The 5,699-nt window shown below is 67.3% G+C and carries 5 protein-coding genes; 4 read left to right on the plus strand and 1 reads right to left on the minus strand.

Annotated elements, in window-relative coordinates:
- On the plus strand, positions 1–603 hold a 603-nt coding region (locus tag VN856_RS21280; RefSeq protein WP_325692626.1), incomplete at its 5' end, for a His/Gly/Thr/Pro-type tRNA ligase C-terminal domain-containing protein.
- 153 nt (positions 604–756) lie between these two features.
- Here VN856_RS21280 and VN856_RS21285 read toward each other — a convergent pair.
- On the minus strand, positions 757–2,754 hold the full coding sequence (locus tag VN856_RS21285; RefSeq protein ID WP_325692628.1) for a TPM domain-containing protein: 1,998 nt from the start codon (positions 2,752–2,754) through the stop codon (positions 757–759).
- A gap of 96 nt (positions 2,755–2,850) precedes the next feature.
- Between VN856_RS21285 and VN856_RS21290 the strand changes: the two genes are divergently transcribed.
- The 3 genes from VN856_RS21290 to dnaG all read left to right on the plus strand — a co-directional run.
- Positions 2,851–4,104, plus strand: a complete 1,254-nt coding sequence (locus VN856_RS21290) for a deoxyguanosinetriphosphate triphosphohydrolase (RefSeq protein ID WP_325692630.1) — start codon at positions 2,851–2,853, stop codon at positions 4,102–4,104.
- 23 nt (positions 4,105–4,127) lie between these two features.
- Positions 4,128–4,685 (plus strand): superoxide dismutase family protein, encoded by a 558-nt coding sequence (locus tag VN856_RS21295; RefSeq protein WP_325692632.1) that lies wholly within the window; start codon positions 4,128–4,130, stop codon positions 4,683–4,685.
- A gap of 39 nt (positions 4,686–4,724) precedes the next feature.
- On the plus strand, positions 4,725–5,699 hold a 975-nt coding region (gene dnaG, locus VN856_RS21300), incomplete at its 3' end, for a DNA primase (protein ID WP_325692634.1).

The raw sequence follows: 5,699 nt of genomic DNA on the forward strand, positions 1-5,699 counted from the left end.
TACTCCGACCGCACCGTCGATATCGAGTACAAGTTCGGCTTCTCGGGTAACCCGTGGGGTGAGCTCGAGGGAGTCGCCAACCGCACTGACTTCGACTTGTCCACGCACTCAAAGCATTCCGGTGTCGACTTGTCGTTCTACGACCAGGCCAACGAAACTCGCTATACGCCTTACGTGATCGAACCGGCGGCGGGGTTGACCCGTTCGTTCATGGCGTTTTTGGTCGACGCCTATCACGAGGACGAGGCGCCAAACGCCAAAGGCGGCGTGGACAAACGGACTGTGTTGCGGCTGGACCCCCGACTGGCACCGGTGAAGGCCGCGGTCCTGCCGCTGTCCCGGCACGCCGACCTGAGCCCCAAAGCCCGCGACCTGGCTGGCGAGTTGCGCAAGTACTGGAACGTCGACTTCGACGACGCCGGCGCGATCGGGCGGCGTTACCGACGTCAGGATGAGATCGGCACGCCCTATTGCGTGACACTGGATTTCGACTCGCTCGACGACCACGCCGTGACGATCCGGGAGCGGGACGCCATGACGCAGGAACGGGTGGCGATCGACGCGGTGTCTGACTACCTGGGTTCGCGGCTGCGGGGTTGCTAGCCGGCGAACGCGGGGAGAAGCGAAACTCGTCTAACAAATTTCTGCAAAACCCTTCCCCTATTGATCACATGCTTAATATGATGAGTGCGTCGACGCGGCGGCTCACTAGGGCGTGGTGAGCTGCCGCGTCCACCATTTTGGCGGTCGTTACCTTCAGAACCGGCCGCCGCCCCCCATGAATCCGCCGTCGGATCCGGAGCCGCCGAACGACGTCGGGCCCCAACCACCGCCGAACCCACCGCCGCCGAATCCGCCACCACCGAGCATGTCGCCGATGATGATCCCGCCCATCATGGCGCCGGTGCTGTTGCCGCTGCCGTAGCGGGAGGTGTACGCACGCTGCGCGGACTGGACGTCGGCCTCGGCCAGCGACTGGGCCTGAGCTGCCAGTGATGCGGCGTTGTTGGCGTGGGTGATCGCCTCGCTGAGGTCGCTCGCTTTTTTGTCTTGCGCCGCTTCGATCTGCCGGCTCGCTTCGGCAAGCCGGGTACGCGCCTCGGGTCCGATGCTGCCGCGGCGGTTGTCGATGTACTCGGAGACGGCGTGCACGCGCGACTGCGCGGTGAACAACGCCTGCTCCAGAGTCCGGGTGAGCCGCTCGGCGGCTGCCTGTTCTTCGGCGACGGTGGCCAGCAGCCCGTTCAAGTCGGCGTCGGCTTTGGTCAATCCGGTGAACGAGGCGAGCGGATCGGATGAACCGTTGGCCCGGGCCAGGTCGAGAGCCTGGGCGGCGGCTGCCCGGGCGCTGGCCAGATCGCGCAGGTGTGGTGCCTTGGCCTGCTGGGTGTTTTGCAGCGCGGTGTTTGCGTGCTCGATTCCGGACTGGATGTCGGCGATCAGGGACGGCAGGGTCGCGACCGCGTGCCGAATGTCGTTGGCGGCGCTGTCCACGGCGTCGAGCAACGAGCGGGCTTGTCCCAGCGACGATTCCGCGGCGTGTACCGCGTCGACGAGACCGCTCTGCTCGCCGCTGACCGGCTTGGCCGCCAGCTCGCGGGCCCGGCTGAGGTTCTGCTCGGCAAAAGCCAGCCGGTCCTTGGCTGTCGTCACGTTGGTGGCCACCGAAGCCAATGCCGCAGAGTCGAACTCGCTGTGCAGCTCGGTCATTCGTTGGTCAGCAGGCGCAATACGCGCGGTCAGGTCGACGACTTGTTGGGTCAGCGCGTCCAGTCGTGACGGCGCGTTGACCACCAGATCACGCATTTCCTCGAAGGCCTCCCGCTGCGACTCCAGCTCGACATCGGCTCGCGCCGCGGCGACGATCACTTCGGTCAGCAGGTCGCGCCGCTGTGCCCGGGTCTCCGGTATCGCGTCGTCGAGTTGTTGACGCACGGTGAACGCTTGGGACAGAGCTGCTTTGGCGTTGTCGACCGCGCGGGTGAACGGCTGGGTTCGCTGTTCGCCGAATTCCTCGATGGTCAGCGCCAACTCGTTGGCGCTGGTGCGGACCGCGTTGTCGACGTCGACGACCTTCCACCGGGACAGGTCGTCGAGGGCGCCCAACGACAATGCCGCCAATGCATCGGGGTCGGTGGCGTCGACCCGTTTCGCCGCGGCCAACTCGGCCGCACGTCGCCGCCGGCGCCGGTATCGCGTGAACACGTAAAGAGCCAGCGCCGCGACCAGGAGCACGCCCAGCCCGATCAGCAGCGGCGCGGCGCTGGGAGCCTGCGGGCCCCGGTCGAGCCCGTTGGCTGCCGCGACCGCCGCGCCGCTCCAGTCGCCGCGGCGCAGCGCGGGTTCGATCTGGTTGCGTCGCAGATCGTCGACCTGACTACCGCTGATCGTCTGCACCCGGCGGGGCACCAGGAACGCGTAGGAGTGGTCGACGGTCGCCACGGCGAGTATCGCGTCGAAATCGCCGAGATCGCTGGCGGCTCGGGTGTTCTCCGTCCAGCTGACTGCCGGTTGTCCGGAGAAATCGTCGACGAAGACCACCCACAGCTGGATATGGCGGTCGGAGTACAGCTTTCCGGCGGCCATCTGAATCGCCGCGCGGCCGGAGTCATTCAGTGCGCCGGCGTGGTCGGTGATGTAGCCGCCAAGACGGAACGGCGGCTGGGCGGTGGCCGAGGGCGCCACGATCAGTCCAGTGAGGGTGGTGATCAGCATCGCCATGAACACGGCGACCGAGCGGCGGAGGGTGCTCATGCTCGACAATCTAGCCCGGCGGCGTGCCGGGTCCCAGGACAATCCAAGTAGTGCGCTGCGCGGCAGCGCTGCCGGCGGCTGGCAGACTGGGCGTCGATGACTCAGCAAGATCCCTACGACGATTTCGACCGCGAGCGGGTGGTGGCCGAGGCGCCGAAGATCGCGGGCTTGCCTGGCACCGAGGGTCAGCGCCGCAGCGACTTCGCCCGGGATCGCGCCAGGGTTCTGCACAGCGCGGCGCTTCGTCGGCTCGCGGACAAGACACAGGTCGTCGGGCCGCGTGAAGGGGACACGCCGCGTACCCGACTGACGCATTCGCTGGAGGTCGCCCAGATCGGCCGGGGGATGGCGATCGAACTGGGCTGCGATCCCGATCTCGTCGACATGGCCGGCTTGGCCCACGACATCGGGCACCCACCGTACGGCCACAACGGCGAGCAGGCCCTCGACGAGTTCGCGGCGGCGTATGGCGGCTTCGAGGGAAATGCGCAGAACTTCCGGATCCTGACCAGCCTGGAGCCCAAAGTTCTTGATCTGCATGGGTATAGCGTCGGTCTGAATCTGACCCGGGCCGGTCTCGATGCGGTCACCAAGTACCCGTGGTCGCGGGATGCGCGTCGACGCAAGTTCGGCTTCTACGACATCGACCGCGGCGCCGCGGAGTGGATGCGCGACCGCGCACCCGCAGATCGGGCGTGCCTGGAGGCCCAGGTGATGGATTGGGCCGACGACGTCGCCTATTCGGTGCATGACGTCGAGGACGGTGTGGTCTCCGGGCGCATCGACCTCCGCGTGCTCGCCGACGACGACGAAGCCGCCGCGCTGGGCAAGCTCGGCGAGCGCGACTTCGCCGCGGTTCGTGCCGACGACCTGGCCGCCGCCGCGCATCGGCTGTCGGGGCTGCCGGTTGTGGCCGCGGTCGGCAAGTACGACGCGACGCTATCGGCCGCGGTGTCGCTCAAGCGAATGACGAGTGAGCTGGTCGGCCGGTTCGCCTCGGCGGCGATCGCGGCCACCCGTGGGGTCGCGGGGCCCGGACCGCTGGCTCGTTACCGGGCGGAGCTGTCCGTGCCAGAGGTGGTCCGCGCCGAGGTTGCCCTGCTCAAGACGCTGGCGTTGCAGTTCATCATGTCCGACCCGAGACACCAGGAAATCCAGGCGCGGCAACGGGATCGGGTCCATCGGGTGGCGCACGGGCTGCTGACCGGAGCCCCCAACACCCTTGACCCGGTGTTCATCCCGGCCTTCAACGCCGCCGTCGACGACGGTGGGCGGCTACGCGTGATCGTCGACCAGGTGGCCTCCTACACCGAGGGGCGCCTCGAACGCATCGCCGCGGCCCAGCCGTAAACCGCCGGACTAAGGTCGTGGCCATGGTCAAGCCTTCGCTCGCTCTCGCCGCACTGTCCGTGGCCGCACTAAGCGCCTGTAGCCCGCATCAGGAGCCGTCGACGTCGAGCTCGACGAACACGCCGGCACCGAGCGGACAGACCCTCAGCGCGCAGCTGCATACCGCCGACGGCCGGTCGGTGGCCACCGCCACCTTCGAGTTCGCCAACGGCTACGCGACGATCACCGTGAAGACGACCGGTGACCACATCCTGGCGCCGGGATTCCACAAGATGCACATCCACGGCGTCGGCAAGTGCGAGCCGAACTCGGTCGACCCGATGATGCCCGACGAGCGCGGCGACTTCCTGTCGGCGGGCATGCACTTCCAGGCACCCGGCCACACCGGCGAGCCGATGAGCGGCGATCTCGACCCCTTGGAGGTGCGTCAAGACGGCGCTGCCTACCTGGTGACCACCACCGACGCGTTCACCCGGGACGACCTTCTGGCAGGCAACAAGACGGCGATCCTGGTGCACGGCGCCGACGGCAGCCCCGACGCGGAGAAGCGGTTCGCCTGCGGCGTGATCGGCACCGGGTAATCCGGCGGCCCGCGCACCAGACGGCTCTACACTGGCCCGATGGCCGGCCGTATCTCTGATCGCGATATCGCTGCCATCCGCGAACGAGTCCGCATCGAGGACGTCGTCGGCGACTACGTCCAGCTGCGCAGGGCGGGCGCGGATTCGATGAAGGGGCTCTGCCCTTTTCACGATGAGAAGTCGCCGTCGTTTCACGTACGGCCCAACCACGGCCACTTCCACTGCTTCGGCTGCGGCGAAGGCGGCGACGTGTATGCCTTCGTGCAGAAGATCGAACACGTGAGCTTTGTGGAGGCCGTCGAGCTGCTGGCCGACCGGGTCGGGCACACGATCAGCTACACCGGGGCCGCGACCACCAACGTGCAGCGCGACCGGGGGAGTCGCAGTCGGCTGCTTGCCGCCAACGCCGAGGCGCTGGCCTTCTACGCGGCGGCTCTGGAATCGCCGGAGGCCCAGCTCGGGCGAAAGTACCTGACCGAGCGGAATTTCGACGCCGACGCCGCGCGTCACTTCGGCTGCGGCTTTGCACCGTCAGGCTGGGATTCGCTGACCAAGCACTTGCTGCGCAAGGGTTTTGAGTTCAAGGAGCTCGAGGCTGCGGGCTTGTCGCGGGAAGGCCGGCGTGGTCCGATGGATCGATTCCACCGTCGGCTGCTGTGGCCGATCCGGTCGTCGGCCGGCGAGGTGATCGGGTTCGGCGCGCGACGGCTGTTCGACGACGACCCGATGGAAGCCAAGTACGTCAACACGCCAGAGACCCTGCTGTACAAGAAATCGTCGGTGCTGTTCGGCATTGACCTGGCCAAGCGTGAGATCGCCAAAGGGCATCAGGCCGTCGTCGTCGAGGGCTACACCGATGTGATGGCGATGCACCTGGCCGGGGTGAAGACCGCGGTGGCGTCCTGCGGCACCGCGTTCGGCGACGAACACCTGGCCATGCTGCGCCGACTCATGATGGACGACAACTTCTTTCGCGGTGAGCTCATCTATGTGTTCGACGGCGACGAGGCGGGC

It is taken from the genome of Mycobacterium sp., from assembly GCF_035603715.1.
In the GTDB taxonomy this organism is placed as follows: Bacteria; Actinomycetota; Actinomycetes; order Mycobacteriales; family Mycobacteriaceae; genus Mycobacterium.

Bases quoted from the DNA above. Each gene is read 5' to 3' on its own strand.
- VN856_RS21285 (WP_325692628.1), bottom strand. From the start codon at position 2,754: ATGAGCACCCTCCGCCGCTCGGTCGCCGTGTTCATGGCGATGCTGATC.
- VN856_RS21290 (WP_325692630.1), top strand. From the start codon at position 2,851: ATGACTCAGCAAGATCCCTACGACGATTTCGACCGCGAGCGGGTGGTG.
- VN856_RS21295 (WP_325692632.1), top strand. From the start codon at position 4,128: ATGGTCAAGCCTTCGCTCGCTCTCGCCGCACTGTCCGTGGCCGCACTA.